23 protein-coding genes and 1 pseudogene are annotated in these 25,394 nt (G+C 63.3%); 12 read left to right on the forward strand and 12 right to left on the reverse strand.

Features of this window, described 5'->3' with window-relative positions; all coding sequences use genetic code 11:
* Nucleotides 1-4: 4 nt before the first annotated feature.
* Nucleotides 5-763, reverse strand: a complete 759-nt coding sequence (locus tag FJ943_RS25825) for an SDR family oxidoreductase (RefSeq protein WP_140615645.1) — start codon at nt 761-763, stop codon at nt 5-7.
* Between the two features lie 161 nt (nt 764-924).
* Here FJ943_RS25825 and FJ943_RS25830 point away from each other — a divergent pair, with 161 nt between their 5' ends.
* Nucleotides 925-1,653 carry an AzlC family ABC transporter permease gene (locus tag FJ943_RS25830; RefSeq protein WP_140726132.1) on the forward strand — a complete coding sequence of 243 codons (729 nt, stop codon included), beginning with the start codon at nt 925-927 and terminating at the stop codon, nt 1,651-1,653.
* A complete protein-coding gene (locus FJ943_RS25835) occupies nt 1,650-1,946 on the forward strand; it encodes an AzlD family protein (protein WP_023769676.1) in 297 nt (98 codons plus the stop codon). The genes FJ943_RS25830 and FJ943_RS25835 overlap by 4 nt, the downstream gene beginning before the upstream one ends.
* A gap of 138 nt (nt 1,947-2,084) precedes the next feature.
* Here the strand turns inward: FJ943_RS25835 and FJ943_RS25840 are convergent, their stop codons facing one another.
* The 3 genes from FJ943_RS25840 to FJ943_RS25850 all read right to left on the reverse strand — a co-directional run bounded on the left by FJ943_RS25840 (nt 2,085) and on the right by FJ943_RS25850 (nt 5,608).
* Entirely contained in the window at nt 2,085-3,929 is a 1,845-nt protein-coding gene (locus tag FJ943_RS25840) for an aminopeptidase P family protein (protein ID WP_140726135.1), read from the reverse strand.
* 216 nt (nt 3,930-4,145) lie between these two features.
* Nucleotides 4,146-5,018, reverse strand: a complete 873-nt coding sequence (locus FJ943_RS25845; protein ID WP_140726137.1) for a 50S ribosomal protein L11 methyltransferase — start codon at nt 5,016-5,018, stop codon at nt 4,146-4,148.
* An 11-nt stretch (nt 5,019-5,029) separates the two neighbouring features.
* Nucleotides 5,030-5,608 (reverse strand): SCO family protein, encoded by a 579-nt coding sequence (locus FJ943_RS25850; protein ID WP_015317227.1) that lies wholly within the window; start codon nt 5,606-5,608, stop codon nt 5,030-5,032.
* Nucleotides 5,609-5,866: 258 nt separating this feature from the next.
* Between FJ943_RS25850 and FJ943_RS25855 the strand changes: the two genes are divergently transcribed.
* The 3 genes from FJ943_RS25855 (at nt 5,867) to FJ943_RS25865 (ending at nt 7,785) form a co-directional block, all read left to right on the forward strand.
* A complete protein-coding gene (locus FJ943_RS25855; protein ID WP_181174639.1) occupies nt 5,867-6,358 on the forward strand; it encodes a CreA family protein in 492 nt (163 codons plus the stop codon).
* 83 nt (nt 6,359-6,441) lie between these two features.
* Nucleotides 6,442-7,083, forward strand: coding sequence for a DapH/DapD/GlmU-related protein (locus FJ943_RS25860; RefSeq protein WP_140726139.1), 642 nt, complete (start codon nt 6,442-6,444; stop codon nt 7,081-7,083).
* A 258-nt stretch (nt 7,084-7,341) separates the two neighbouring features.
* Nucleotides 7,342-7,785, forward strand: a complete 444-nt coding sequence (locus FJ943_RS25865; protein WP_181166289.1) for a low affinity iron permease family protein — start codon at nt 7,342-7,344, stop codon at nt 7,783-7,785.
* Between the two features lie 76 nt (nt 7,786-7,861).
* On the opposite strand, the gene FJ943_RS25870 is transcribed toward FJ943_RS25865, so the two are convergent.
* Entirely contained in the window at nt 7,862-8,728 is an 867-nt protein-coding gene (locus FJ943_RS25870; protein WP_140726142.1) for an SDR family NAD(P)-dependent oxidoreductase, read from the reverse strand.
* 134 nt (nt 8,729-8,862) lie between these two features.
* Between FJ943_RS25870 and FJ943_RS25875 the strand changes: the two genes are divergently transcribed.
* Nucleotides 8,863-9,144, forward strand: coding sequence for a hypothetical protein (locus tag FJ943_RS25875; protein WP_140660926.1), 282 nt, complete (start codon nt 8,863-8,865; stop codon nt 9,142-9,144).
* Between the two features lie 57 nt (nt 9,145-9,201).
* Here FJ943_RS25875 and FJ943_RS25880 read toward each other — a convergent pair whose 3' ends face one another.
* On the reverse strand, nt 9,202-9,777 hold the full coding sequence (locus FJ943_RS25880) for a TMEM175 family protein (protein WP_140615661.1): 576 nt from the start codon (nt 9,775-9,777) through the stop codon (nt 9,202-9,204).
* Between the two features lie 238 nt (nt 9,778-10,015).
* Between FJ943_RS25880 and FJ943_RS25885 the strand changes: the two genes are divergently transcribed.
* A complete protein-coding gene (locus FJ943_RS25885; RefSeq protein ID WP_140615663.1) occupies nt 10,016-10,423 on the forward strand; it encodes an SH3 domain-containing protein in 408 nt (135 codons plus the stop codon).
* Between the two features lie 214 nt (nt 10,424-10,637).
* The gene (locus FJ943_RS25890) at nt 10,638-11,846 is read left to right on the forward strand and encodes an MFS transporter (RefSeq protein ID WP_140615665.1); all 1,209 of its coding nucleotides are present in this window, start codon (nt 10,638-10,640) and stop codon (nt 11,844-11,846) included.
* Nucleotides 11,847-11,906: 60 nt separating this feature from the next.
* On the opposite strand, the gene FJ943_RS25895 is transcribed toward FJ943_RS25890, so the two are convergent.
* Together FJ943_RS25895 and FJ943_RS25905 are read right to left on the reverse strand one after the other, a co-directional pair.
* The gene (locus tag FJ943_RS25895) at nt 11,907-13,367 is read right to left on the reverse strand and encodes an MATE family efflux transporter (protein WP_246671939.1); all 1,461 of its coding nucleotides are present in this window, start codon (nt 13,365-13,367) and stop codon (nt 11,907-11,909) included.
* Between the two features lie 365 nt (nt 13,368-13,732).
* Entirely contained in the window at nt 13,733-15,202 is a 1,470-nt protein-coding gene (locus FJ943_RS25905; RefSeq protein WP_140726148.1) for an esterase-like activity of phytase family protein, read from the reverse strand.
* A gap of 334 nt (nt 15,203-15,536) precedes the next feature.
* Between FJ943_RS25905 and FJ943_RS25910 the strand changes: the two are divergent.
* From FJ943_RS25910 to FJ943_RS25920, 3 genes and pseudogenes are all read left to right on the forward strand, one after another.
* Nucleotides 15,537-15,708, forward strand: a pseudogene (locus FJ943_RS25910) (glycine cleavage T C-terminal barrel domain-containing protein); the annotation flags it as partial.
* 13 nt (nt 15,709-15,721) lie between these two features.
* A complete protein-coding gene (locus FJ943_RS25915) occupies nt 15,722-17,275 on the forward strand; it encodes a trimethylamine methyltransferase family protein (protein WP_140726151.1) in 1,554 nt (517 codons plus the stop codon).
* A gap of 123 nt (nt 17,276-17,398) precedes the next feature.
* Nucleotides 17,399-17,713 carry a hypothetical protein gene (locus FJ943_RS25920; RefSeq protein WP_140661187.1) on the forward strand — a complete coding sequence of 105 codons (315 nt, stop codon included), beginning with the start codon at nt 17,399-17,401 and terminating at the stop codon, nt 17,711-17,713.
* A gap of 64 nt (nt 17,714-17,777) precedes the next feature.
* Here the strand turns inward: FJ943_RS25920 and FJ943_RS25925 are convergent, their stop codons facing one another.
* Both FJ943_RS25925 and FJ943_RS25930 read right to left on the reverse strand, forming a co-directional pair.
* A complete protein-coding gene (locus FJ943_RS25925; protein ID WP_140726154.1) occupies nt 17,778-19,331 on the reverse strand; it encodes an SIR2 family protein in 1,554 nt (517 codons plus the stop codon).
* Nucleotides 19,332-19,351: 20 nt separating this feature from the next.
* Nucleotides 19,352-22,129: a UvrD-helicase domain-containing protein gene (locus tag FJ943_RS25930; protein WP_140660933.1), complete on the reverse strand. Its 2,778-nt coding sequence runs from the start codon at nt 22,127-22,129 to the stop codon at nt 19,352-19,354.
* Between the two features lie 256 nt (nt 22,130-22,385).
* Here FJ943_RS25930 and FJ943_RS25935 point away from each other — a divergent pair, with 256 nt between their 5' ends.
* On the forward strand, nt 22,386-24,701 hold the full coding sequence (locus FJ943_RS25935) for a glucose/quinate/shikimate family membrane-bound PQQ-dependent dehydrogenase (protein WP_140726157.1): 2,316 nt from the start codon (nt 22,386-22,388) through the stop codon (nt 24,699-24,701).
* 34 nt (nt 24,702-24,735) lie between these two features.
* Here FJ943_RS25935 and FJ943_RS25940 read toward each other — a convergent pair whose 3' ends face one another.
* Nucleotides 24,736-25,170, reverse strand: coding sequence for a hypothetical protein (locus tag FJ943_RS25940; RefSeq protein ID WP_015317242.1), 435 nt, complete (start codon nt 25,168-25,170; stop codon nt 24,736-24,738).
* 9 nt (nt 25,171-25,179) lie between these two features.
* Nucleotides 25,180-25,335, reverse strand: a complete 156-nt coding sequence (locus FJ943_RS29755) for a hypothetical protein (RefSeq protein WP_181174635.1) — start codon at nt 25,333-25,335, stop codon at nt 25,180-25,182.
* Nucleotides 25,336-25,394 lie beyond the last annotated feature (59 nt).

A 25,394-nucleotide genomic window follows, 5' to 3' on the forward strand; every position in this document is an offset into this window, starting at 1 on the left:
CGGGCTACATCCGCATCAGGAGACCCCCATCGACGGCCAACTCTATTCCGGTGATGTAGCTTGCCGCGTCGGAAAGCAGGAAGAGCGCCGCATTGGCCATGTCCTGCGGCGTGCCGATGCGGCCGAGCGGTGTGTAGTCGGCAACGGCGGCGCGCTTCTCCTCGGTGTCCCAGCGCGCCTGCAGCGGCGTCAGCGCCATGCCCGGGCAGATGGCGTTGGAGCGGATGCGCTCGCCGGCCAACTGCATGGCCAGCGACTTCGACAGCGCGCAGACGCCGGCCTTCGACGCCTGGTAGGCATCCTGTGGCTTCGGATCGCCGCGATACCACTGGATGGTCGAGAAATGCACCATGGCGCCGCCACGCCCGCCGGCGCGCATTTGCGGAACAACCGCGCGCGCCGTGTGCACGAAGGATTTCAGGTTGATGTTGAAGACCTGGTCCCAGACGTCGAGGTCCATCTCGAGGGCCGACTTGTCGCGGCCGAACCAGAGCACGCCTGCGACATTGGCGAGATAGTCGATACCGCCGCGTTCGCGGCCCGCAGCGCCGATGGTCCGTTCAACAAAGCCGGCGTCGGTGAGGTCGCCCTGGGCGAAGGTCAGCCGGTCGTCATAGGCGGCGAGCGCTGTCGGGCGTGGCTTGACGTCGATGGCGGTGACCGACGCGCCGGCATCGAGCAGCGCCAGCGTGATCGCCTCGCCCATGCCGCCACCGGCCCCGGTGACGACTGCGTGCCTGCCGGTGAAATCATAAGCAATCATTAGAATCCCCCTCGTGTATTTCTGCCAAATGCCTGCCGGGCGACAATAGGATATCGCGTGAATCCTAACAGGGATCATTTCCGCTGATCGTTTGGCTCAAGCGAATTCGTGTGACAAGCCGGGCAGTGCTTCCTACATCAGCCCTCTGATCGGGGAGAGACATGTCGGCGCAAGCAATTTCCGAGAACGGCGCGAAAAGCGATTTCTGGCAAGGCGTACGGCTCTCCATGCCGGTCGTGGTGGCGGCGGCGCCGTTCGGGCTGCTGTTCGGCGCGATCGCCGTCGACAACGGCTTTTCCGTTTTCGAAGCCTTCCTGATGAGCGCGCTGATCTTCGGCGGCGCCAGCCAGATGGTCGGCATAGAACTGTTCGGCCAGCATGTCGCGCCGTGGCTGATCGTGCTGTCGATCTTCGCCGTCAATTTCCGCCACGTGCTCTATTCCGCCGGCATTGGCCGGCGCATCGCGCACTGGTCCGGGGTGCAGCAGGCGCTCGGTTTCTTCATCCTCACCGATCCGCAATTCGCCGTCGCCGAGGCCAGGGCCCAGTCGGGCCAGACCGTCGGCTTTGCCTGGTATCTGGGACTTGGGCTGCCGGTCTATGTATTCTGGACCATCGAAAGCGCGCTCGGCGCGCTGTTTGGAAAGCTCATTCCCGATCCCCATGCCCTGGGCATCGATTTCCTGCTGCCGATCTATTTCCTTGGCCTCGTGATGGGCTTCCGCAAGCGGCCGCTGTGGCTGCCGGTGGTCGTCGCCAGTGCCTGCGCCTCGATCATCGCCTACAAGACAGTGGGTTCGCCCTGGCACGTTTCGATCGGCGCCATCGCCGGTGTGTTGCTCGCCGTCGTCCTGCCGCCGCATCACAGCGGTGTGGAGACAAGGCCATGAGCACGACCTTCTGGATCATCATCGCCGGCGCCATCGCCACCTATCTCACCCGTATCGGCGGGCATCTGGTCATCTCGCGCTTCGACCACATTCATCCGCGCGTCGAGGCCGGGCTCAACGCCGTGCCTGCGGCGGTGCTGACGACGCTGGTGGCGCCGGCGGCGCTCGGCGCGGGCCCGGCGGAGTGGGCAGCGCTGGTCGTCTCCGCGCTGGTGGCGCTGCGTGGCGGGCTGATGGCGATGTTTCTGGCGGGCGCGGCGGTGTTGATTGTAGCGCGGCAGTTCGTCGGGTAGGGCGTATCGATATCCAGGTGATTCCGGCCCGCAGACGGCTGATAGCTGCGCTTCGGTGCTCCAATCCGGTTCTCCGTATCAACCGTTTTCGAACCGGCCTGGCCTGAACCTCGACACGCCCTTCAGCGCTTCAGAAAATCAAATCTTCGCGTCGTGCGGCAGCGGCGCCGTCGCCTTTTCCAGCCAGGCCAGCGTTTCGCCGTCGAGCATCGGACCGATCTCGGCCAGCACGCGGGCGTGGTAGGCGTCGAGCCAGTGCAATTCGTCGCGCGTCAGCAGATCCGATCGCACCAGCCTGACGTCGATCGGGGCCAGCGTCAGCGTCTCGAAACCGTGCATAGCGATGTCGCCGCCCTCGATCTGTTCGGCCGGCGTCACCAGGATGAGGTTCTCGATGCGGATGCCGTAGGCGCCTTCCTTGTAGTAGCCGGGCTCGTTCGACAGCATCATGCCTTCGAGCAGCTTTTCGGTGCCGGTGCGGGCGATGCGCTGCGGACCCTCATGGACGGCCAGGTATGAGCCGACACCGTGGCCGGTGCCATGGGCGAAGTCGCAGCCATGCCTCCACAGCGCCATGCGGGCGACGGCGTCGATCTCCGATCCGCGCGTGCCGGCGGGGAAGCGCAGCGTGGAAATGCCGATCATGCCTTTCAGCACCAGCGTGAAGCGCTCGCGCATCTCTTCGGTCGGCTGGCCGATCGGCACGGTGCGGGTGATGTCTGTCGTGCCGTCCTGGTATTGCGCACCGGAATCGAGCAGGAACAGCTCACCGGCCTGGAGCTTGCGGGTGGTGGCGCGCGAGACGCGGTAATGCATGATGGCGCCGTTCGGGCCGGCGCCCGAAATGGTGTCGAAAGAGACGTCGCGCAGCGGCATCTGCGTTTCCTCGCCGGTCTGCCGGCGGGTTTCTTCGAGCCTGGTGACAACCGCGATTTCGTCGAGTGAGCCGGGTTTCTGGCGCTCCAGCCAGCACAACAGCTTGGCCACCGCCGCGCCGTCGCGGCGATGCGCGGCGCGCGAGCCGTTGATCTCGGCCTGGTTCTTGGTGGCGCGCGGAATGCGGGCAGGGTCGGGCGCGGCAATCACCGTGCCGCCATTGTCCTCGATCAGCATGCGCAGCCGGTCGGCGGCCAGCACCGGATCGAGCGCGATTTTCGCGCCGCTTTTCGCAAGTGCGGCGATCGCCGCTTCGAATTCGCCGGGCTCATGCGGATCGGCGAGCTGGGTGAGGTAGGCCGCCACCTGGCGCGAGAACTTGCGCCGATCCATGAAAAGCTGGTGCGACCCGTCGGCGGCGAGTATGGCGAAGCCGAGCGCCAGCGGCGTGTGCGGCACGTCACCGCCACGGATGTTGAAGGCCCAGGCGATGGACGATGGGTCGGTCAGCACCGCATGGGTGGCGCCGTCCTTGCCGATCGCCGTCGCCAGCCGCGCCAGCTTGTCCTTGGCGAGTTCGCCGGCAAAGCCGATCGGGTGCAACTCGACCGGGGTCACGGGTGCGGCGGGCTGATCCTTCCAGATGATATCGATCGGGTTCCGGTCGAGCGGCACCAGCACCGCGCCGGTCTTGTCGGCGGAGGCCTGCAGCGCCTTGACCTCGCCGATCGTGTGCAGCCAGGGATCGAAGCCCAGCCGCGCCCCCTTGCCGATGTTGTCCTTGAGCCAGACGGCGGGCGGATTGTCGACCAGACTTTCGATCGAAAAGATGCCGAGATCGACCTCATTGCGCACCTGCAGCGTGTAGCGACCGTCGACAAAGACGAAGGCGCGGTCGCGCAGCACGATGGCGACGCCGGCCGAGCCGCTGAAGCCGGTCAGCCATTTCAGCCGTGCCGACCGATCGGCGACGTATTCGCCCTGGTGCTCGTCGGCGCGCGGAACGATGAAGCCGTCGAGGCCGTTCGCGGTCAGCCACTGGCGCAGCAGCGCCACGCGCGGCTTGCCGACCGCCGGATCGCCCGCGGAATCGAAGCTCTGGAACATGATGGGCCTCCTTGGTATCCGCTCGACCGTAACCTATGGGCCTGGAAAGCGGAATCGATTTTCCGGCTGGTGCAAATTGCTACAGCGTCCGCCGGGTGACAACCAAATGAGGCTGGTCCAGCCATGGATAAAGGGGCGGCGGCGGCATTCTCTTGCCGACACGCATCGAAGTCCAGCAACCGGGACCGTTGAGGGCCGGCAACCGCCTTGCCGGCCTCAGTGCTTGAGATGGATCGTCACCCAGCCTTCGCGGTGCAAAGTACTGACGTGGCGGAAATTCTGGCCGACATAGGCCGAGATCACAGCGTCGCGCTGGCGGTCGAGAATGCCTGACAGCACGATCGAGCCGCCAAGCGTGACATGCCCTGCCATTTGCGGTGCCAGCCGCATCAGCGGCCGCGCCAATATGTTGGCGACGATGAGGTCGAAGGGCGCGCGCCTGGCAAAGATCGGGTGGTGAAAGCCAGGCGCGGTCACCGTCTCGATCAGGCCTTTGACGTGATTCAGACGCGCATTGGCGGCGGCGACCTTGACCGCGACCGGATCGATGTCGGTGGCCAGCACCGGAATATGTGCCAGCTTGGCGACGGCGATCGCCAGCACCGCACTGCCGGTACCGAGGTCGAGCGCGTTGCGCGGGTGCTCGCGCCGCACGACTTTCTCCAGCATTTCGAGGCAGCCCGCAGTGGTGCCATGATGGCCGGTGCCGAAGGCAAGGCCCGCCTCGATCTCGATGGCGAGTTCGCCGCTGTGGCGCTTCCTGCTGTCATGCGCGCCGTGGACGAAGAAACGGCCGGCGCGCACCGGCTTCAACCCTTCCAGGGACCGTGCCACCCAGTCGACGTCGGGCAGCGCTTCGCGCTGGACCGGTCTCGACAAAGCGAGGCCGGCGAGAACATCCTTCAGCCGCGCCTCGACCGCTTCGACGTCGCCATCGGCGTAGAGCGAGACCTCGTGGATGTCGGCCTCTTCATCGACCTCCAGCACGGCGATCGGCAGGCCCTCATCCTCGAAGGCCGTTTCGAGCGCCGCGAAGATGCGCTCGGCCTCGATCTTTCCGGTGGTGAAATGGAGCCGCGTCTGGGTCATGTGAATTCTTGTCAGCCCTTCGCGGCGAGGCGCTTCAGCTTCTCCACGGCGGTGCTGGCATTCTCGCCATAGGCGATCGTGCCCGCGAAGTCGCCCTTGGCGTTGAGCAGCAGGACCGAGGCGGTGTGGTCCATGGTGTAGTCGCCGTCGCCGGTATCGACCTTCTTCCAATAGATGCCGAACGCCTTGGCCATGGCATGGACCTTGTCCGGATCGCCGGTAATGCCGGTGATGCGGTCGGAGAAATTGCTGACATAGGCGTTCATCACCGGCGGCGTATCGCGCTCCGGATCGACCGAGACGAAATAGGCATGCAGGTTCTTGCCGTCGTCGCCGAGCGTCTTCAGCCAGCCGGAGAGTTCGAACAGCGTGGTCGGGCAAACTTCGGGGCAGTGGGTGAAGCCGAAAAAGACGACGCTGGGCTGGCCCCGGAAAGCGGCTTCGGTGATCGGTGCGCCTTTCTGGTCGACCAGGGTAAAGGGCGCGCCGAACGGTTCGCCGCCATAGTGACCGCGATACCAGTCGAAAGTCAGCCAGCCGATGCCGGCCGCCATCAGAACGAGAATGCCGACCAGGATAGAACGCATCATCAAAAAAGTCCGTCCGTAATGTCACGGTGCGCCGGCCAGAACCATGCACCCGTTGTCGGCCACAGTCTTAGCGGTTCGACGGGGTACACGCAAAGATGCCGCGTTGACGCAACCGGCTATGGCGGATGCCTGCGGTTTGATCCGACCTTCCGGCTTGCAATGTGTCAGCCTTGGCCCCACCTGAGACCCCGGCAACCCGAACCGCAGGAGGATTCTTTGCCGGGATTGACTGGGCCAGAATTTATCGGACGAGGCTTGATTGGGCGAAAACTGATCGGCGGTGCCTTGGCCGCGTGTGTCGTGCTTGCCGCCGGTAGCGCCATTGCCGAGGAAGTTGGCAAGGTCGGCGTCGACTGGATCGGCAACGACATCATCGTCGAGGCGATCAAGGATCCGAAAGTGGAGGGCGTGACCTGCCACGTTTCCTATTTCGATCGCAGTGTCATCGACCGCTTGCACAAGGGCAACTGGTTCGAGGATCCCAGCGATTCCTCGATCTCCTGCCGTCAGACCGGTCCGATCACCATCGGGAATATTGATACGAGCGAAGGCGGCGAGGAGGTTTTCAAGCAAGGCATCAGCCTGATCTGGAAGAAGCAGGTGGTGAACCGCATCTACGACAAGGCCAACGAGACCCTGATCTATCTGTCGCATTCACGCCAAGTCCAGAACGGCTCGGCCAAGATGTCGGTTACGACGGTGCCGCTCTATGGCCAGAATGTGGTGTGGAGTAACGGCAAGCCGAAATAGGCGGGTCGAACTCTACCCTGTCCGTTCCGACTGACGATTCGCGCCGCTTGCGGGACCAATCGCTCTGACGTAAAGCCGCCGGCATGGACCGTTCTGAAGATCTCGTTGCGAAAGATCCCGAGCCGCGCATTCATCCAACCGCTGAGATGAAGGGCTGCAAGCTTGGCCGCTACGCCGCGATCGGCGAACGCGTCGTGCTGCGCGAGGTCATCGTCGGCGATTTCTCCTATTTCGAACGCCATGCCGAGGCGATCTACACGACGATCGGCAAATTCTGCTCGATCGCCGCCAACAGCCGCATCAATGCGCTGGAGCATCCGATCGAGCGGCTGACCCAGCACAAGGTCAGCTATCGGCCGAACGAGTATTTCCGCTGGCTGGGCGTCGATGCCGCGTTCCGTGAGCGGCGGCGGTCGAAGGCCGTGACCATCGGCCATGATGTGTGGATCGGCCATGGCGCGGTCATCTTGCCCGGGATCGCCATTGGCAATGGCGCCGTCGTCGGCGCCAATGCGGTGGTGACGCGGGACGTACCGTCCTACGCGATCGTTGCCGGCGTGCCGGCGAAGCCGCTCAAGCAGCGCTTTGCCCCTGAAATAGCGGCACGCATCGAAGCTCTCGCCTGGTGGGACTGGCCCGTCGAGAAACTCGCCAGGGCGGTTCCCGACATGCAGGCAATGCCGATCGAGGCTTTCCTCGACCGCTGGGAAAACGACGCCGTCTGACGGAATGAAACCCCTTCCGCCATGCGGGGGTGGCGCAGCGGAAGGGGCTGGAGGTAAACCGCTGTGAAGCGGAAGGAACAGGCTCTTTGCCTGCACGGCTACAATGACCTTAAACCGATAAGGTGTGTTTTGTTCCAGATGCGCGCTTTGCGTGCATTCGATTGCGTGGGTCGTATTTTTTACCGGCGGGAACCCGAAATGGCTGCTGGTTGTTTCTTCCGGCGGACCGCATGACGCGGCGCTGTTTTGAGGGACCTCATGATCGAGAAGCTTTTCACCAAATTCGCCAACCAGATCGCCCATCTCACCGGACTGCCGCTGACGTTTGCGGTGTGTTGCCTGATCGTTATCGTCTGGGCGGTGAGCGGGCCGTTCTTCAATTTTTCCGACACCTGGCAGTTGGTGATCAACACCGGAACCACGATCATCACCTTCCTGATGGTGTTTCTCATCCAAAACACCCAGAATCGGGACGGCGCCGCGATCCAGGCCAAGCTCGACGAATTGATACGGGTGAGCGAGGCCAAAAACACCTTCATCGGCATCGAGCACCTGACTGAAGCCGAGGTCCAGGAGATCCGCGCCAAATGCGAGGTCGCGGCGAAGCGGCATGACGACAAAGTCGCGACCATGGCCGCAAAGAAAGTCGTGGCGGCAAAACGCAAACCGAAAAAAGAGGTGGCACGAAGCGCCGGCGGCTGAACCCGCGGTCAATCCCGAGTGTTCCGCCGGTGTTCGAGTTATGTGATCCGCACCGCAGCCAATGTTCGGGACATGCTCATCGCTTCATGAACGCCGCGAATGCATCCTTGTGATCGGGGTGCCAACGCGACAAGGCAGGGCGGTTTTCGATGATGTCGCCGATCGCCCAGGCCATGCGCTTTTCGTCCATGGGTCGCGCCGCCTCATTGTCGGGACACAGGATATAGAAGTCGCGCTCGACCAGCGATTCCAGCATGAAATCGATCACCTGTTCGCCCGTCCACGCTCCAGCCGGCTTTTCGGTCGCGCCCTCGGTCAGGCCGGTATAGGTGAAGCCGGGGATGAGCAGATGCGCCGACAGGCGGGCGCCGGGCTCATTGCGCAGCGCATGCGCCAAGCCCTCGGTAAAGGTCTTCACGCCTGCCTTGGAAACGTTGTAGGCGAGGTTGCCGGGCGGTGTGGTGATGCCTTGTTTGGAGCCGGTGTTGACGATCAGGCCCGGCTTGGCCGACGCCAGCATGCGTGGCGCGAAAGCTTCGACGCCGTGCACGACGCCCCAGAAATTGATGTCGAGCAGCCGCTTCCAGCCATCGCGGTTTTCCCAGGGCTTTCCGGGGTTGTCGCCGACGCCGGCATTGTTCATCAGCAGCGAGACCTCGCCGAAGGCGCCGAATGCCCGGTCGGCGAGACGGTCGACCTCATCGGCCTTCGAAACGTCCGATGCGACGGCAAGCACGGCGTCGTCACCGGCAATCGCGGAGACGGCCCGCGCGGCATCGTCGAGGCGCGGCCCGCCAATGTCGGCCAGCACGATCTTCATGCCCATCAGCGCCAGCCGTTTGGCCGCGGCAAGGCCGATGCCGCTGGCGGCGCCGGTAATGACGGCGGTGTTGCCAGGGGCAAGCGCTGGCAGGGCGGTCTGGATCTCGGTGTCGGCGATCATCGGCGATGGTTTCCTTTTTTGATGGCGCCGAACTTAGCGCCGGAACGGGCCTGCGCAAGCCTCCGTCGGGCTTGTCGGGTTGACCGGCCCGGTCGGGGCTGCGCATGCTACGACGCCAAAAAGGAGATTTCCGATTGACGGATTGGGTTGCAATTCTGAAGGAACAGACCGCCACCGGCGACCGGATGGGGCGCGAGGTGCCGCAGATGCTGGCCAACCCCGATATCAGCGAAGCCCAGGTGAAGACTCTGTTTTCGGCGCTCGAGCAACAGGCCGAGTTCGTCGAGAAACTGCGCATGGCGCTGGAAAAGTTCGGCCATGATTTCTCGATCATCAAGGCGGCGGAGCGGCTGGAAGAGCGCTATGCCGATCTGGCCGCTTCCGTGGCGGAAAAGCTGAAGGCGATGCGCGGTTAGGCAATTCCACGAAACGTGTGAAGCGGTTTGCCCTGCCGGATTGCGTCAGGCAGATGGCTATTTTTCGATCACCCGCGCAAAGCGCGTGTCCGGCACCAGCCAGATCAGGGCGACGGCGACATAGAGCGCCACGCCGATCCACCGGTCGAGGAAGGTCAGCCCAACGGCCGCTATGTAGACGGCGAGCGAAATCCTTCCCTTGCGATCGCGGCCGATTGCCTTGGCGAATGCGGTGTCCGGCCCATGCAGCCGATGCAGCGCAATGACCAGGATGCTGTAGGCGGTCGCACACATTACAAGGTCAAAACCATAGACCGCGACCGGAACCGCGGCGAAATGGTTCTCGCCCATGAAGGCGGTCGTCACCGGCATCAGGGACAACCAGAACAGCAGATGCAGGTTCGCCCACAGCACGCGGCCGTCGACACGCTGCACGGTATGGAACATGTTGTGCAGATTGTTCCAGTAGATGCCGACATTGATGAACGAAAGCACGTAGCACAGGAAGACCGGCCACTGCGGCAGCAGCGCCGAAAAATCCTCGCCTTCCGGTACCTTCAAGTCCAGCACCATGATGGTGATGATGATCGCCACCACGCCGTCGGTGAATGCCTCGACCCTGCCCTTGCCCATGATCACCACCTCGGTCCGCGACGAATTGCCGAAAGATAGTAAATCGTTAGCGGATGTTGGCATGCCGATAAACGGCGTACGCAAAATTCCTCAACTATATCAGGGGAAACTTCCACCCGGATCGGTGATCGTGGTGATTGGCCTTGGTAACTTGTTGACTTTTCCCTGCCCAGCCTCTCCCCTTGCGACGCAGTCCCGGCCGAAGCAGTCGAACGGCCGGCGCTCGATGGAGGGACTGATGAGATTTCGATTTCTGCTTGCGATAGCGACCATTCTGGCCGCCGTCTTCGGGACGTCCGCCGCGGCCTTCGCCTACGGCGCCCACACGACGACGAGCCTCAACGTGCGTACCGGACCTGGCGCGGGATACGCGAAGGTCGGGACGTTGCCGGCCGGTCTCAGGGTCGACGTGACCGGCTGTCAGCCGGGCTGGTGCAGGATCCATGGCGGCGGTGTCAGCGGCTGGGCCAGTTCCGGCTATCTCTCGCGGACCCAAGTCGTGCATCCGCCGGTTATCATCGTGCGCCCGCCGCATCGGCCGCCGCACTGGCATCATCGGCCCCATCACCGTCCTCCCCACCACCGCCCGCCGCACAAGCCGCGTCCCGGCAAGTGCAAGATCGCACCTGGTTTCTCCTGCAAGTAGGCCCGGTTTTTTCTGCAAACAGGACTGATTGCGCCTAGTACGGCAAGGGTGCCGTGATGGATCGGGGCCGCTGGCCCCGATCCATTTTTTTGCGATCATCGGCTTGCTGGCCGGGCAACGCCAGCGTGGTGTCAGGAGCATGGCCGTCGACCGGAACGTCGGCGGTGAGGACGCGTTAACGTCGCGACCCCTGAACCTGGTGACGAGGTTGGCCATGGCCTTTCGCGATCTGACGCAAACTCAGAACGAAGCCGGCAGCGACGTCCTCGCGATCCCGACTGTCGCGGCGATGATCGCGGTGCTGTTTGCCGGCAGCACGGTGCTGACGCCTCTCTATATCGTCTACAAGCAGCAATTCGGCTTTTCGCAAATCACCTTGACGCTGATCTACGCGGTCTATGTCGTCGGCAATCTCGGCGCCCTGCTGGTGTTCGGCAGCGTTTCGGATGTCGTCGGGCGCCGGCCGGCGGCGCTTGCAGCCATGATCGTCGCCGTCATCAGCGCGGTTGTGTTCCTGTTTGCCGGCAATGTCGCGTCGCTCGATGTTGCGCGGATCCTGAGCGGACTTGGCATCGGCGTGGGCGCCGGGACGGGAACCGCGTGGATCGCCGAGCTTCTTCCAGAGGCCGGCAGGTCGCGCGCCAGCGTCATCGCCACCAGCACCAACTTTCTCGGCCTCGGTTTCGGGGCGCTTGTTTCGGGGCTGCTGGCCCAATACGAGCCGTGGCCATTGCGTCTGGTCTTCATTGTCTACCTGGCGACGCTCGCGGTGGTGACGATCATGGTCTGGCGCACGCGCGAAACGGTGATGAAGCCAGGCGGCCTTGGCAAGGTCTCCATGCGGCCGCGGCTTTCCGTGCCGGCGCAGATCCGTTCGCGCTTCGTGGCGCCGGCGGTGACCGGCTTTGGCGCGATGGCGCTGGTCGGCTTCTATGCGGCGGTGGCGCCGAGCATCCTGGCGCAGCAACTGCATGAGGCCAACCACGCCGTGGCCGGTGCGCTGTTCTTCGAACTGGCGATGGTCGCGGCAATCAGCATCGTGGCGCTGGCGCGGATGGGGAGCAGCAAGGCGATGCTGGCCGCGCTGGCCTTGATGATCCCAAGCACCATGCTTGTGGTGGCGGCGCAGATGCTGGCCTCGATGGCGCTGATGATCGCGGCGACGGCCTGCTGCGGCGTGGCGGCAGCGCTCGGCTATCGCGGCGGCCTGCAAGTGGTGAACGAGATCGCGCCGCGAGATCGCCGCGCCGAGGTCGTGTCCAGTTTCTTCGTCTGCTGCTTTGTCGGCAACGCCTTGCCTGTCATCGGCATCGGCGTCGTGTCGACCTATGCCAGTGCTGTCGCCGCGAGCCTGGCCTTCGCGGCCATGATCATCGCGTTCGCGCTGGTGGCGCTCGCCTTCGGGCTCGGACAGAGGCGCTGAGACCGCCGCGCCAGCCCGGCAAGGCACCTCGACAAGGCACGCCGGCAAGACAGGCCGGCATCAGCCGTTCGGCGTTTCAGGCGCCATGTTCGCGCGCTGGCGCGGCACGCCAAGCCCGGTGTCGGGCGGTTCGCCGGCAGCCGGCCTGTTCTCGATCATGTGCAAGCTGCGCCAGCCGCCAAAGCGGTAGTAGATCGCGGCCAGGATCAGAGACGTGATCGAACCGGCCGGAAAACTCCACCACAGCGCCTCCTCGCCGATCACGCCACGCATGTAATAGGCAAAGCCGGTGCGCACGACGAGCACCGAGATCACCAGGATGATCAGCGGCGGCATCACGGCACCCGTGGCGCGCACCGTGGCGAACAGCACGATGGTGATGCCGAACAGGATGAACGACCAGGACGCGGCCGTGTTGATATGGGCGGCGATATCGATCGCCGCGCTGTCGCTGCTCAGGAACAGGCTCAGGATCGAACGGTCGAAGACCCATAGCAGCGCGACGAGGGCGCCGGTCAGGACAAGGTTGAAACCGACGCCGGAGGCGGCGATGCGGCCGATCCGGTCCCAGCGACCGGCGCCGACATTCTGCGCCGCCATGGAAGAGACCGCGGCGCCGATGGCGAGCGCCGGCATCTGGATGTAGGTCCAGAGCTGCGCGGCGATACCGTAGGCGGCGGCGACCTGCGAACCGTAGGAATTGACGATGCCCATCACCGTCAGGGCCGCCGCCGAGATGACGATCATCTGCAGGCCCATCGGCACGCCCTTGAAGACGACGATGCGCAGCAGCGCCGCATCCGGGCGCAGCAGGACGAGATTGGCGCCGGCCAGCCGCAACGGATGCTTGCGCACGTAGAGCACGACGAGGATGGCGACGACGCTCACGGTCTGGCCGATCAGGGTCGAGGTGGCGGAACCGGCGATGCCGAGTTCAGGAAACGGGCCGATGCCGCGGATGAGCAGGGGATTGAGCACGATGTCGAGCACGACCGCCAGCGCCATGAAGATGAAGGGGGTGCGTGAATCGCCCGCACCGCGCAGCACGGTCATGACGAAGGACAGAAGGTTCATCATCGGCACGGCGACGAAGATGATGCGCAGGTAGGAGCGTGCGAGCGGCAAGGCGTCGGCCGGCGTGCCGAGCGCGCCCAGGATGGCGTCGACCCAGATCCAGCCGCAGACCGCGAACATCACTGAAACGAGGAAGAAGAAGGTGGCGCTGGTGCCGACGATGCGGCGCGCCTCGGGCAGGTCGCGGGCGCCGACCGACTGCGCCACCAGGATTGTGGCCGCCATGCCGATGCCGAACACCGTGCCGAGGATCAGGAACAGGACGAGGTTGGCGTTGGATGTCGCGGTCAGCGCCGACTCGCCGAGGAAGCGGCCCACCCAGACGGCGTTGACCGAGCCGTTCAGCGATTGCAGCACGTTGGAGCCGAGCACCGGCAAGGCGAAGAGCAGCAGCGTGCGCGGGATCGGGCCGCTGGTCAGGTCGCCGGTACGCCGGCGTGCGGGCATTTTTTCGTCCATGGCGGCCAACCTGGCAAATGTGACTCTGGCCCGCGACGATACCGCAGGCCGGACCGAGATGCACCCTGCGCCGAGGCGCAGTGACCGTCGATCGGTCAGGCTCGCCGGAACGGAATTCGATCGGCAAGAACGCGTCGTCCGGCTGCGTGCGCTTATGAACCAGGACGTCATCGACCTCCCGCTCAGGTCTTCGTGCGGCCCAACCTGTCGGCCGCCGGCAAGATCATCGCCGTGTCGAGCAGGACGGCCGAGCCGATCGATGCCGGTGTGCCGAAGGACGCGGAATTCCTGAAGTAGGCCTTCACGACCTGCACAGGCGGACGCGCCAGGCGCGCCCGCTTGAGCAGTGATCCTTACTTCTTGCCGGGACCCGGCAGCGTGACCTGATAGACCAGGAACATGGTGTCGACATCGGCGCCGTCATCGGCCTTGTAAGGCGCGCCGACCTGGAAGCCGTCCTGGGCGAGGAAGTCATTGTCGTTGCCGACGAACAGGAAATAGTCGTCGGGCAGCTTCGGATCGAGGACGCTGGCCAACGACATGGCTTCCCACTTCTCCGAAAGCTCGTTGTGGTCCTTCGCGCCGCCATTGTGCAGGCCGAAGTGGCCAAGCGCGGTGGCGTCGTTGATGTCGATGAACGGCGTCAGCTTGGCCGGCGTCACCGAGGGATCAAGCACGCCCTTGGGGGCGACCGGCTTGTCGGCCGCATCGAAGGCGCCGCCCGCGATGTCGGTCGCGCCGGAGACGTCGACGATGTTGATCTGGCGGTAGAGCGAAGCGTCACCCTTCTTCAGGCCCTGGCCGTTGCCGCTGTCGCGCGCCAGCATCAGGAAGGATGTGTCCGAAAGCGCCACGATCTCGCTCTGCGCGGCGATTTTGGTCTTGCCCTTGGCATCCTTGAACACCGGCAGCGGCACGACATATTCATGCGCGAGCTTCAGATGGGCGAGGTCGGAAGCATCGTAGACCAGCGCCCGCGTGTTCTGCCGTGTCGAGGGTGAATCGCCGCCATCCTGCCGGGGCGCCGACTGCAGCACGGCGATCAGGAACTTGCCGTCCGGCGTCATCGCCATGCCTTCGAGGCCCTGGTTGTTCTGGCGCCCGGTTTCGGGATCCTTCGGATCAGGGTCGGTGGCGCCCGGCCCGGGATTGTCGGAGGAGAAGTTCGGCGCTCCCTTGCGCATCGGCACGAGAGCCGCCGGCGGCTGGGTCGCCGACATCAGGCGGCCTTGCGCGGAGAACCTGTAGATGTTTGGGCCGTACTCGTCGGAGATGAACATCGAGCCGTCCGGCAGCCGTACGATGGCTTCATTGTCGAGCGCGAGCTTGCCATTGGTGGCGACGGGCAGCATGGGCATGTCGCCGGCCGCGGCGCGTACGTCCGACAGCGGATCGAGGCCGGTGGCATCGGCGCCCTTGTCGTCGGTGAGAAGCATGGTGTCGGCAAGCGTCGCCTTGACGCCCGTCTGCTCCTGGCCGGCTGCGGGAGCAGCGCCCGGCGCGACAGGCGTGAACTCGATGGTGATGGTGTTGAGGCGCGGCCGGTAGTCGGTCGTGCCGGCGACATTGTAGCCCCGGTCGGGCAGTAGCCAGAGCGATCCCTTGTAGGTGCCGGCATCATGCGTCCAGCCCGAAATGTCGATCGCCATGCCCGAGCCTGAGCCGAAGGTCTCGCCGAACTTGTCGCGCTGGTCGGCCGGGATACGGCCGACGCCGACAAGGCCCTTGTTGATATAGGCCACGCCATCGGCAAGCGCCGGGGTGAGGGCGGTGAACAAGGCCAGCGCGACGCCGAGCGAGGCGGTTCGGTACAGGTGTTTCATGGACAATCCTCTTTATGACGAAGCACGCCGGAGCGGCCGAAGGAAAAATGAAAAAGAGGTGCCGCATCGATGATGCCGCGCGTGCCTCCCCGAAAGCGATCTAAGGCGTCAACATGATGCTTGCGTGACAGTGCGCCATACGGGTCCGCCGGTCTCTCCATGTGCAGATAAAAACCAGGAGAGCGGGAATTGGTGACCGCCCATGGAGCGTCTCTGGCGTAATAGACACTTATGTCTAGTACGGATATGATGCCGGCTTCGAACTGACCGCCGAGCGGAGGCCTTGAAGCCGCACTATCGCGCAGTGGTTATCGGGGGCGGCTTTGTCGGCGCCTCGGGTGGATTTGGCTACCACGATCGGCAAGAGCGTCGCGCTGGCGTTGGTGGACGACGATTTCGCCGGGGAGGGGATGGCGCTTTGCGTGCACATTGTCGGCGTCGAACGGACGGCGCGGGTCATCGCGGCTTCGCCCTACGGTCCCCAGGGCAGGGCGATGCGGCAATGAGGAGGAGTTTCTGATGGTCGATGACGCTGCACGGGATACCAGGCGCGAACGCCGGCGCGGACGCATGGGCGAGGCAGGCAGCGAATCAAGCCGTAAGCCCAATTACCGGTCGCTGAAGAACCCATTCCTGCCGCAGCCGATCTTTTCCGACGACCAGGTGGCGTCGATCCACGGCACGGCGCTGCGCGTGCTGGAAGAATTGGGCATCAAGGTGCTGCTGCCCGAGGCGCGCGAGGTGCTCGCCCGCGCCGGCGCCCTGGTCGACCCCGACACCGATATGGTGCGCATCGGTCGCGACATGGTGGCGGCAGCCTTAGCCTCGGCGCCGCGATCGATCCACGCTTATGCCGGAGCGCGCGATCGCGACCTGTCGCTCGAACTGGGCTCGATGACATTCCTGGCGGGCTCCGGCGCGCCCAATGTCACCGATCTCGAGCGCGGCCGGCGGCCCGGGACGCTGGTCGCCTTCGAGGAGTTGATCAAGCTGGTGCAGCATTTCGACGTCTTGCACATGCTGGGGCCGTGCATCGAACCGCAGGACATCGACAATCGTTTCCGCCACTATGCCGTCAACCGGGCGCAGCTGACTCTGTCGGACAAATTTCCGTTCGTGTTCGCGCGTGGCACGCCGCAGGTCGATGACAGTTTCGAGATGATCAGGCTGGCGCGCGGGCTGTCCGAGGACGAGTTCCGCTCGGGCGCGCATTGCTACACCGTCATCAACACCAACTCGCCGCGCCAGCTCGACATTCCGATGGCGCAAGGCATCATCGATTTCGCCAAGGCGGGCCAGGTCCTGATCGTCACGCCGTTCTGCCTGGCGGGTGCGATGGCGCCGATCACCGTGGCCGGTGCGCTGACCTTGCAGCATGCCGAAGCGCTGGCCGGGCTGACGCTGGCGCAGATCGTGCGGCCGGGCGCGCCGGTGGTCTATGGTTCCTTCTCCTCCAATGTCGACATGAAATCGGGCGCACCGGCTTTCGGCACGCCGGAGCACGTCAAAGCCACGCTGGGCGCAGGCCAGCTGGCGCGCTTCACCGGTCTGCCCTGGCGCTCGGGCGGCGGCAGCGCGGCCAACATTTCAGACGCGCAGGCCGCGCACGAGACGCAGTTCGCGCTGTGGGGCTCGGTGCTGGCGGGCGCCACCGTCTGCATCCACGCGGCCGGCTGGCTGGAAGGGGGCTTGAGCGTTTCCCTGGAAAAGCTGGTCACCGACATCGAGGCGCTGCAGACGGTCGCGGAACTTTGTGCGGCGACCCCCGGCGACGACGACGCAATAGGCTTCGAGGCAATCGCCGAAGTGCAGCCGGGCGGCCACTTCTTCTCGGCCGGCCACACCATGGCGCGCTACCGCACCGCCTTCTACGAGCCGCTGGTGGCCGACTGGTCGAATTTCGGCAACTGGACGCAAAGCGGCTCGAAGACCGCCACCGAACGCGCCACCGGCATCTGGAAGCGCACCCTTGCCGATTTCGAGCCGCCGGCCGCGGCGGCCGCCACGTCAGGCGTGCTCGACGCGTTCATCGCGCGGCGCACGGAAGAGGGCGGCGCTGCGCCGGTGTCGTGAGATAGTTCGCGGATCCATCATCCCGAATTGTGGCCGTGATCCCGGAACCCGCGGCGCGTCCCACGCATTCATGGATGCGGGCCAATGCCTGGCTCCATCCGCGAGCCGTTGAGGGAGGACGACATGGGTTTCGACCAGTACCACGAACCGCCGGAAGAACTGTCGCAGGAAGTGCGGACCTTTGCCCGCATGATCACCTCGCTGATCGAGGAGGCGGAAGCGATCAGCTGGTACGAACAGCGCATGTCGGTCGAGAAGAACCCGCAGGCCAAGGCGATCATGAAGAACGCGCAGAGCGAGGAGTTCAAGCATTTCGGCATGGACCTCGAATTCCTGCTGCGCCAGAAGACGGATTGGCGCGTGGAACTGAAGGAAATCCTGTTTACGACGGGGGATATCGTGAAGGCCGGGGAGAAGGGCGAGAAGAAGGTGGATTGAGCGAATCTGAATGTCCACCGACCTGATACATCTATCCCAATTTCAGCGGGATCAAAGCCCGTTGTCAGAACCCCCACTTCAGCTTGTCGTAAAAGGAACAAAGCTTCCGAAAATAACTTGCGTAATTTGATTTCGAGTAGTCGGTTTTATCAAAATTCTCGATGAGAAATGACTGCAGTTTATCTAGGTCAATTTCGTCAATTTTCAAAAATGGAATGTATATTGCCGCGTTCTCAGGTGTGCGTTTTCCTAATATTTCCTCCAATTTAAAGCTTCTGTATTTGGACAAAAAGGATTTTGCGTACATTCCAAGTTTGAAATCTTTAGGCGGCCTGTTAACCCATTTGTCAAGGTTGTATCCTGATTTCGAATATTCGCCTCTAGTCCTAGTGCCACAAGCATGCAAGTACTTGAAGACAGGAACATTTTTCGTATTTCGGCCTGCGATCTTTATTGATTGTTCGATAACTTGCTTCGGGTCGTACCCTCGATCTTCGAAAAGCAAATCTGAGATCAGATCCCTCGCATCTATGCCGGCATAACCTATGCCTGAAATCGGAACTTGCTGTTGCGATACAACTCCCACTCCCACCAGAAATTCGACATCTTCCTTTCTATCGATTTCATCGATGTCTACTACACAAATTTTCTTTTCTGGCTCAGAAGATTTCACCAGCTCGTAAAGCTGCTCTTTGCAATATCTCAGAACTCTAGCTGGTATCTTTCTCTTGGTCGATTCTAGTGATCGGTATATCTGAGTGAAATCATTTGTTTTTACAAGGACAAGTGGTATTTGTACTCCATCAATAGATATATACGTGTCAGAAATGCTGTCTTTCTCTGTTCCGTTTGATCTCTGAACAAATATCAAATTTCTTCTGAGTTTCTCAACGTTTTCTTTTCCTATGCATAATGAAATTGATCGCAGCATCATACTAATGTTCTGATCAGATATCGAATACCCTATAAAAACGACCGGATGTTCAACAAAAATTGTGATTAGTTTCGCAGCAAGATAGGCATTCTTGTTGTTGAAATCATGGTAGTCATCGGATGTTAGTGTGAGAGATTCTGGGCGAGAAGCGCATCCATGAATTTTGTATATCTCGCCGATTTCCTGAGGATTAGAAAAAAGTAGCTCCTCCTGACCCACGTAAATTTTATAATCTGGAAAAACTTGCTCTAGAAATGGATCCCAATTTGTAGTTATTATGCCGTCAACGTTTAGGGACGAAAGTAGTTTTACTTCAGCTTCGTATTCGGATTTTTTTGCTGTGTTTTGATCTAATTTCAATAAGTAATTGGAAATTTCGATCCTGAGGGCGGATGTTATTCCTTTTATCTTTGATTTATTCTTGGATACACTTTCTTTGAACTCCTCGGCTGTCCACCAAAACTCATTGAACTGCTCTGCGATCAATTTGGCAGCGAGTGGCAGATCTCCATCGGCCGACGCAAGATAAAACTCAAATGGTTGCTCGCCGCGGCAAAATCGCCTTAGCAATCCTGACCAATCCTCGAGGCCCAAGTATCTTCTAGAAAAACCAGATCCAACAAATAGAAAAGGGCCAGCCGCCTTTGCTTTAAATAGTTTAGTCAAATCGTCTTCAAGGGACATGTTTTGTCGACCTATCCAGTTTATTTTATTGTCCCGGTTACAAACCCGTCCAGCACGCGTTTCTGGCCGGCCTTGTCGAAATCGATGGTCAGTTTGTTGCCCTCGATGGCTGAAATGTTGCCGTTGCCGAATTTCTGGTGGAAGACGCGGTCGCCGACGCTAAAGGCGGACGGCGTGTCGGAGACGGACTTGGCGACCAGTTCACCGTCGATGGTGCGGCCCTTGACGCTGGTGCGGCCGGCGCCGTAGCCGGAGTCTGTTTCACCATAGCCGATGCGTTCGACCTGATGGCCCGAACGCGTGCCCCAGTTGCGGTCGGTCGCCTCGGTGCGGTTGGCCTGCGCACGCTGCCAACCCGGCGTCGAATAGGTGTTGGAGAAGGCGCCGGATTTTTCCCCGCCGCCCGAAGTGCCGCCGATATTGTCGAAGCGCGAAGCGCCATAGGGGTTCTGTCTTCCTGCCCCCTGGCCGCCGCCGCGGCCGGATGCGAACGAGCCGCCGCCATAGGGATTGCCGTAGCCGCCATAGGAGTTGCCGGATTCGGCGACCTCGACATGGGCTTCCGGCAGTTCCTCGAGGAAGCGCGACGGGATGGTCGATTGCCAGAGCCCGTGGATGAGGCGGTTGGAGACGAACCAGATATGCAGGTTCTTCTTGGCCCGCGTCAGCCCGACATAGGCGAGACGCCGCTCTTCCTCGAGCCCCGAGCGGCCGCCTTCGTCGAGCGCGCGCTGATGGGGAAAGAGACCTTCTTCCCAGCCGGGCAGGAAGACGGTCTCGAATTCGAGGCCCTTGGCCGAATGCAGCGTCATGATGGAGACGGCATCGAGCCCGGCATTCTGCTCGGCATCCATGACCAGCGCGACATGTTCGAGGAAGGAGCGCAGCGATTCGTACTCCTCCATCGAACGGATCAGTTCCTTCAGGTTCTCAAGCCGCCCGGGGGCTTCCGCCGAGCGGTCGTTCTTCCACATGTCGGTGTAGCCGCTCTCCTCGAGAATGGTCTCGGCGAGTTCGGTGTGCGGCGTGGTTTCCAGCGCCTTTTGCCAGCGTTCGAAATTGGCCGCGACCTCGCGCAGCGCGGCGCGCGGTTTCGGCTTCAGCTCGTCGCTTTCCGCCAGTGTACCCGCCGCCTCCAGCATCGGGATGCGCAAGCCGCGCGCCGTGTCGTGGATCTGGCGGATGGTCGCTTCGCCCAAGCCGCGCTTGGGCACATTGACGATGCGCTCGAAGGCGAGGTCGTCGGTGCTGTTGGCGACGACGCGGAAGAAGGCCAGCGCGTCGCGGATTTCCATGCGCTCGTAAAAACGCGGACCGCCGATGACGCGATAGTTAAGGCCGAGCGTGATGAAGCGGTCCTCGAAGGCGCGCATCTGGAAGGACGCGCGGACCAGGATCGCCATGTCGTTCAAATTATGCTTCTGGCGCTGGTAGGCCTCGATGGTCTCGCCGATGGCGCGGGCCTCCTCCTCCGAATCCCAGGCGGCGTGGACGTTGACCTTGCCGTCCTCCGGATCGTTGCGGTCGGTGAACAGCGTCTTGCCGAAACGGCCCTCATTGTAGGCGATGAGATGGGAGGCGGCCCCCAGTATGTGCGCGGTCGAGCGGTAGTTGCGCTCCAGCCGGATGATGGTGGCGCCCGGAAAATCCTTGTCGAAGCGCAGGATGTTGTCGACCTCGGCGCCGCGCCAGCCGTAGATCGACTGGTCGTCATCGCCGACGCAGCAGATATTGACTTTGTTTTCGCTCACGGGCTGTTCCGCGCCTGCCGGCGCGGGCCCTCCGCGGGGGCCTCGCAACGGCTCGGACGCCCGGTCGGACTTGCGGCCTTCGGCCGAAACTGCTGAATCGTCCTCTGGAGTTGCGGGTCTATAGCTAGCCGCTTCCGTTCTATCCGAAACACCGGAAAAACTTGGAACGCGCCCATCCGGAGAACCACTTCGCGCTGGTTGTGGTCCGCTCGGCCTCTGCGCCAGAAGCCGCAGCCACATGTATTGGGCGGTGTTGGTGTCCTGGTACTCGTCGACGAGGATGTATTTGAACCGCCGGTGATAGTCCTTCAGCACATCGGGATTGGCGCGGAGGATGCGGATCGGGTGGCAGAGCAAATCGCCGAAATCGCAGGCGTTCAGCGTCTGCAGCCGCTCCTGATAGGCCTTGTAGAGCTCGCGGCCTTTGCCGTTGGCGAAGCTGCGCGCATCGCCCTCGGCGATATCGGCCGGACCCTGGCCCTTGTTCTTCCAGCCGTCGATCATCTGGGCGAACTGTTTCGCGGGCCAGCGCTTGTCGTCCAGGCCCTCGGCCTGGATCAGCTGCTTGATCAAGCGCACGACGTCGTCGGTGTCGAGGATGGTGAAGTCGGACCTCAGGCCGGCAAGCTCGGCATGGCGGCGCAGCAGCTTCACGCCGATCGAGTGGAAGGTGCCGAGCCACGGCATGCCCTCGACATTGCCTTCGCCGATCAGGATGCCGATGCGCTGTTTCATCTCGCGCGCGGCCTTGTTGGTGAAGGTGACGGCCAGGATCTGCGAGGGGAAGGCCCTGCCGGTGGCAAGGATGTGGGCGATGCGGGTGGTCAGCACACGCGTCTTGCCCGTGCCGGCGCCGGCCAGCACCAGAACCGGGCCTTCGGTGGTCTCCACGGCCAGCCGCTGCTCGGGATTCAAGCCCCTGAGATAGTCGGGCGCATTGTTTTGGCCGCCGCGGGCAGCCATGGCGCGCGCGGCAATGCCCGACGGGGCCGTGGGCCGCGCATTGGGTTCGTCGAAAAAGGGCATGTCTTCGGAAAAGCCGGACATCTCCCCCGAATGTAGTGATTCGGGAGGGAAAGACCAGAACTGTCTACGTTTTGTTCCGGTAAAGTGCCCGATACGGCGGCTTCACCGATATGGGAACCGCCGTTGTGGAACAATCCCAGGCGGAACGAGGTTGCTGCCCGCAGGCTCGCGACCTACGCTTGACAGGCGCCGCGGTCGGGAGAAAGTTGCCGGGGCAACACGCAATGCGGGTTGCCCTAGGCCGCCCCACGCGCGCAACAGTCGAAGGAGTATCATCTTGGCTGTCACCATCACCTCCCTCATTCTCTTCCTCCTAGGCCTGGCGCTTGGCGCCGGCGGCATCTGGTTGGCTTCGCTGGGCGGCAGTTGGTACTACATCATCGTCGGTCTCGCCTTCCTGGTCGCCGCCTGGCTGCTCTACCGGCGCCGTTCGACGGCGCTCTGGCTCTACGCGGCGATCGTGCTCGGCACGCTGGCCTGGGCGGTCTGGGAAACCGGCTTCGACTGGTGGGAGCTCGGCCCGCGCGGCGGCATCATCGTGCTGGTGGCGTTGTGGCTGCTGACGCCGTGGGCGCGGCGCGGCCTTGCCGGTCCGGACGGGCGAGCACCTTTGATCCTTGCCGTGCTGGCATCGCTGGCGGTGGCCGGCTATTCGATGACCACGGACCCGAAGGACATCGGCGGCGCGCTCGACACCGACAAGGTGATCCCCAACGCCAATCTCGGCGGCGATGTGCCGGCGGGCGAATGGCACTATTACGGGCGCACGCAGTTCGGCCAGCGGTATTCGCCGCTCGACCAGATCACGCCGGAAAACGTCGCCAACCTGAAGCCGGCCTGGACCTATCGCACCGGCGACGTCAAGGGCCCCGACGATGTCGGCGAGACCACCTATCAGGTGACACCGCTCAAAGTGGGCGACACGCTCTATATCTGCACGCCGCACAACTTCGCCATCGCCGTCGATGCGGCGACCGGCAAGGAGAAGTGGCGCTACGATCCCAAGATCAAGCTCGACAAGGACCGCCAGCACCAGACCTGCCGGGGCGTCTCCTATTATGCCGACGCAGCGGGCGCCGCCGGCCAGCCCTGCGCGGCGCGCGTCTACCTGCCGACCTCGGATGCGCGGCTGATCGCGCTCGACGCCGCCAACGGGCAGGTTTGCCCGGCCTTCGCCGAGGGCGGCACGCTCAATCTGTTGACGGGCATGCCGTATCCGAAGTCGGGCTATTACTACTCGACCTCGGCGCCGCTGATCGCCGGCGGCAAGATCATCGTCGGCGGCGCGGTGAACGACAATTATTCGACGCAGGAGCCGTCCGGCGTCATCCGCGCCTATGATGCGAGCAGCGGCAAATTGCTGTGGAACTGGGATTCCGGCAATCCGGACCAGACGACGCCGCTGCCGGCCGGCCAGACCTACACCGCCAACTCGCCCAACATGTGGTCGACGCCGAGCGCCGACGAGAAGCTCGGCCTGCTCTACGTGCCGCTCGGCAACCAGACGCCGGACCAGCTCGGCATGGGCCGCAGTGCCAATGTGGAGAAATTCTCCTCCTCGATCACCGCGCTGGACCTCAACACCGGGCAGTTGAAATGGGTGCGCCAGACCGTGCACCATGACCTCTGGGACATGGACGTGCCGGCGCAGCCGAGCCTGATCGACATCACCAAGGCGGACGGCTCCGTGGTGCCCGCGCTGGTCGGGCCGACCAAGCAGGGCGACCTCTATGTGCTCGACCGGCGCACCGGCGAGCCGGTCATCCCCGTCAAGGAAGTGGCGGCGCCCGGCGGCGCCATCGAGGGCGACCACACATCGCCGACGCAGCCGGCGTCCGACCTTTCCTTCAACCCGCCGCCGCTGACCGAGCACGATATGTGGGGCATCACCATGTTCGACCAGCTGGCGTGCCGCATCGCGCTTCACAAATTGCGCTATGAAGGCCGCTACACGCCGCCTTCGCTGCAGGGATCGCTGGTTTATCCCGGCAATTTCGGCACGTTCAACTGGGGTGGCGTGGCGGTCGATCCGGTGCGGCAAGTGATGTTCGGGATGCCAACCTATCTTGCCTTCACGTCGCGGCTGGTGCCGCGCGCCGACGTGCCGCCCCCAGGCGACACCAAGGGCAGCGAGCAGGGGCTGAACCGCAATGACGGAGCGCCCTATGCGGTGGTGATGGGACCGTTCCTGTCGCCACTCGGCATTCCGTGCCAGGCGCCGCCCTGGGGCTATGTCGCGGGCGTCGATCTTCGCACCGGCACGATTGCCTACAAGCACCGCAACGGCACCGTCTACGACATGACGCCGCTGCCGTTGCCGTTCAAAGTCGGGGTGCCCGGCATTGGCGGACCGATGATCACCGCCGGCGGTGTCGCCTTCCTGGGTGCCGCGGTCGACGACTATCTGCGCGCCTATGACCTGACGTCAGGCAAGCAGCTCTGGCAGGCGCGGCTGCCGGCCGGAGGGCAATCGACGCCGATGACCTACACCGTCGCGGACGGACGCCAGTTCGTGGTCATCGTCGCCGGCGGCCACGGCTCGGTGGGCACCAAGCCGGGCGATTACGTGATGGCCTACGCGCTGCCGAAGTAGGCAGGCGGGGTTACCGGGTCCGGCGAGCCGACGATCAGCCGAGCCCCAGATGGCTCTTTAGGCTCGGCACCGAGCCAAGCACTTGGTTGGTCAGATCGGGGCCCGCGGCCGCCTCGGCCTGCTGGACAAGCGTCTCGCCAGCCTTCTGGATCTGCGCCAAGTCGAGGCCGGAGGCCTTGAGCGCCGCGAGGCCGTTGACCAGCGCGCCGGCCTTTTCGCCGAGAACGCCGCCAAGCGCGCCCTGCAGCGACGACAGGAAGCCGCCACCGCCGCCGGCCGGGGCGGCCATGACGTCATATTTCTGCGCCAGCGCATCGGCGCCCGGAATCTTGGCGAAGAAGGAGGAGGCGCTGGTGCCTTCGGCCTCGTGCTCGAGCACCGAGAAAATGGTGCCGACGACCTTTTCGGTCGTGGCCTGGTCGAGACCGGCCTTCTGCGAGACGGTGTTCACGATGTCCTGAACGTCCATGACTTCACCTCAACTTTGGGTGTTCAAGTTCGCAGGCTGGCGCTTGCGGCTGCGGACCCTGACCATGGACTTGCGGCTTGCCGCGACAACGGCCGCGCGCATCGCCAGAACGGCCGCCACTGCTGCCACGAAGGCGGTTGCCAGGATCGGCGAGGGCATGGTCATCGGCATTGTTCCTTTCAGATCGGGCCTATAGGACCGTGACCGCCGAGGGCGGCCGGCCA

The sequence above is a fragment of the Mesorhizobium sp. B2-3-10 genome (genome assembly GCF_006442275.1).
In the GTDB taxonomy this organism is placed as follows: domain Bacteria; phylum Pseudomonadota; class Alphaproteobacteria; order Rhizobiales; family Rhizobiaceae; genus Mesorhizobium; species Mesorhizobium australicum.

What these genes read in the sequence shown, in the direction of transcription:
- FJ943_RS25905 (WP_140726148.1), bottom strand. Translation starts at nt 15,202, where the DNA reads ATGAAACACCTGTACCGAACCGCCTCGCTCGGCGTCGCGCTGGCCTTG.
- FJ943_RS25840 (WP_140726135.1), bottom strand. Translation starts at nt 3,929, where the DNA reads ATGTTCCAGAGCTTCGATTCCGCGGGCGATCCGGCGGTCGGCAAGCCG.
- FJ943_RS25835 (WP_023769676.1), top strand. Translation starts at nt 1,650, where the DNA reads ATGAGCACGACCTTCTGGATCATCATCGCCGGCGCCATCGCCACCTAT.
- FJ943_RS25880 (WP_140615661.1), bottom strand. Translation starts at nt 9,777, where the DNA reads ATGGGCAAGGGCAGGGTCGAGGCATTCACCGACGGCGTGGTGGCGATC.
- FJ943_RS25930 (WP_140660933.1), bottom strand. Translation starts at nt 22,129, where the DNA reads ATGTCCGGCTTTTCCGAAGACATGCCCTTTTTCGACGAACCCAATGCG.
- FJ943_RS25870 (WP_140726142.1), bottom strand. Translation starts at nt 8,728, where the DNA reads ATGATCGCCGACACCGAGATCCAGACCGCCCTGCCAGCGCTTGCCCCT.
- FJ943_RS25895 (WP_246671939.1), bottom strand. Translation starts at nt 13,367, where the DNA reads ATGCCCGCACGCCGGCGTACCGGCGACCTGACCAGCGGCCCGATCCCG.
- FJ943_RS25885 (WP_140615663.1), top strand. Translation starts at nt 10,016, where the DNA reads ATGAGATTTCGATTTCTGCTTGCGATAGCGACCATTCTGGCCGCCGTC.
- FJ943_RS25850 (WP_015317227.1), bottom strand. Translation starts at nt 5,608, where the DNA reads ATGATGCGTTCTATCCTGGTCGGCATTCTCGTTCTGATGGCGGCCGGC.
- FJ943_RS25915 (WP_140726151.1), top strand. Translation starts at nt 15,722, where the DNA reads ATGGTCGATGACGCTGCACGGGATACCAGGCGCGAACGCCGGCGCGGA.
- FJ943_RS29755 (WP_181174635.1), bottom strand. Translation starts at nt 25,335, where the DNA reads ATGACCATGCCCTCGCCGATCCTGGCAACCGCCTTCGTGGCAGCAGTG.
- FJ943_RS25925 (WP_140726154.1), bottom strand. Translation starts at nt 19,331, where the DNA reads ATGTCCCTTGAAGACGATTTGACTAAACTATTTAAAGCAAAGGCGGCT.
- FJ943_RS25890 (WP_140615665.1), top strand. Translation starts at nt 10,638, where the DNA reads ATGGCCTTTCGCGATCTGACGCAAACTCAGAACGAAGCCGGCAGCGAC.
- FJ943_RS25865 (WP_181166289.1), top strand. Translation starts at nt 7,342, where the DNA reads ATGATCGAGAAGCTTTTCACCAAATTCGCCAACCAGATCGCCCATCTC.
- FJ943_RS25830 (WP_140726132.1), top strand. Translation starts at nt 925, where the DNA reads ATGTCGGCGCAAGCAATTTCCGAGAACGGCGCGAAAAGCGATTTCTGG.
- FJ943_RS25825 (WP_140615645.1), bottom strand. Translation starts at nt 763, where the DNA reads ATGATTGCTTATGATTTCACCGGCAGGCACGCAGTCGTCACCGGGGCC.
- FJ943_RS25845 (WP_140726137.1), bottom strand. Translation starts at nt 5,018, where the DNA reads ATGACCCAGACGCGGCTCCATTTCACCACCGGAAAGATCGAGGCCGAG.
- FJ943_RS25940 (WP_015317242.1), bottom strand. Translation starts at nt 25,170, where the DNA reads ATGGACGTTCAGGACATCGTGAACACCGTCTCGCAGAAGGCCGGTCTC.
- FJ943_RS25860 (WP_140726139.1), top strand. Translation starts at nt 6,442, where the DNA reads ATGGACCGTTCTGAAGATCTCGTTGCGAAAGATCCCGAGCCGCGCATT.
- FJ943_RS25920 (WP_140661187.1), top strand. Translation starts at nt 17,399, where the DNA reads ATGGGTTTCGACCAGTACCACGAACCGCCGGAAGAACTGTCGCAGGAA.